We start from the raw sequence: 1,371 nt of genomic DNA, 5'->3' as shown, positions 1-1,371 counted from the left end.
CGTGATTTAAGACGGTCAACAACATTTTGCGCTGTCGCAATATCATCTGGCGACAGACCTTCCGAGAGTTCATTCACCCATGGGACTTGCTTCGCAATCGCAGCTTCGTACAACTCCTGCCCCTTTGGAGTCATGACAACCAAGTGCGCCCGCTTGTGGTGTGGGTTCGACTGAAACTCCACTATGCCTTCTTTGCTTAATTCATTGATGATCCTTTGTACGCCCTGCCGGTGAACGCCCATCGTCCGAGCATGCCAGGCAACGGATTCCGGTCGATCAGAATATGCGATTGCACCAAGAATCTGCCATCGAGCACTTGTAAGACCGAGTTCTGACACGAGGCGATCACCGGCAAGCTGCAATCGACCGTTTAGCCGAAACACATCCAGTATCAACGCTGTCACGGCTTCTCCTTCTTCGGTTCTTCGCGCATTCGGCATGTCGATTCCTCATTTGATTTGACAACGTGTTGTCATTATGTTTGGTGCTTCCTAAATATGACAACATGGCACCAAAACGAAGCTACTTTCAAGGAGTACCGAAATGGTAAGTTTCAAACCACTCGACCCTGAGTTTCCCATTGAGCGGCAATTGGGCATCGACGCTGGACCCGTCGTTCTCGTCAATCTCTTCACAGTCGATCCCGATGAACAAGACGCCTTGGTTGAAGCCTGGAAGAGCGATGCCCAATGGATGCAAAAGCAGCCAGGTTACATCAGCACCCAACTGCACAAAGCTGTTGGTGACGGCAGCATGTATATGAACTACGCGATCTGGGAGTCTGTTGCGAACTTCCACGCGGCGTTTTCAAACCCCGAGTTTCAACAGCAGCTCAGCCATTATCCCTCAAGCGCTGTGACCGCCCCCCATCTGTTTGAGAAGGTTGCGGTGCCGAATTGCTGCACGGCCTGACGAAATCCTTTCCAAATGCCAATTTGAGTGAGCCGCTATGAAAACAAAGATTCACGCTATTGCAGGGGGCATCGGCTTTGTGATGATCCTGCTCTTCTGGACATCAACGGCCACCAGCGAGCTCTTTGCGAGCCATGAAACAGTCGCAACCGTCAAGGCATTGATCTTGAAAGGCATGTTCATCCTCATCCCGGCAATGGCCATCGCTAGCGGGTCGGGCATGGCAATGGGCCGGAAACGCAAGGATGCACTTACGAAGGCCAAGAAAAGCCGCATGCCTGTCATTGCGCTGAACGGCTTGTTCATCCTCGTACCTACCGCTTGGTTTCTGGCTGGAAAAGCCGCCGCTGGTGAATTTGACAGCACCTTTTACACGGTTCAGGTAATTGAGTTGATCGCCGGGGCTACCAACCTCACTATGATGGGACTGAACATTCGCGACGGCTTGCGAATGACCGG

3 protein-coding genes are annotated in these 1,371 nt (G+C 52.1%); 2 read left to right on the top strand and 1 reads right to left on the bottom strand.

All coding sequences use genetic code 11. The features are described from left to right. On the bottom strand, nucleotides 1-440 hold a 440-nt coding region (locus tag ACR0EN_RS21235), incomplete at its 3' end, for a MarR family winged helix-turn-helix transcriptional regulator (protein ID WP_480588583.1). A 103-nt stretch (nucleotides 441-543) separates the two neighbouring features. Between ACR0EN_RS21235 and ACR0EN_RS21230 the strand changes: the two genes are divergently transcribed. Together ACR0EN_RS21230 and ACR0EN_RS21225 are read left to right on the top strand one after the other, a co-directional pair. Further along, on the top strand, nucleotides 544-912 hold the full coding sequence (locus tag ACR0EN_RS21230) for an antibiotic biosynthesis monooxygenase family protein (RefSeq protein ID WP_170819000.1): 369 nt from the start codon (nucleotides 544-546) through the stop codon (nucleotides 910-912). Nucleotides 913-949: 37 nt separating this feature from the next. Next, a partial coding sequence (locus ACR0EN_RS21225) for a hypothetical protein (protein WP_480588581.1) occupies nucleotides 950-1,371 on the top strand: 422 nt, incomplete at its 3' end.

This window comes from Ruegeria sp. AB7 (genome assembly GCF_056542625.1).
This window is presented reverse-complemented; position numbering and strand designations above follow the sequence as displayed.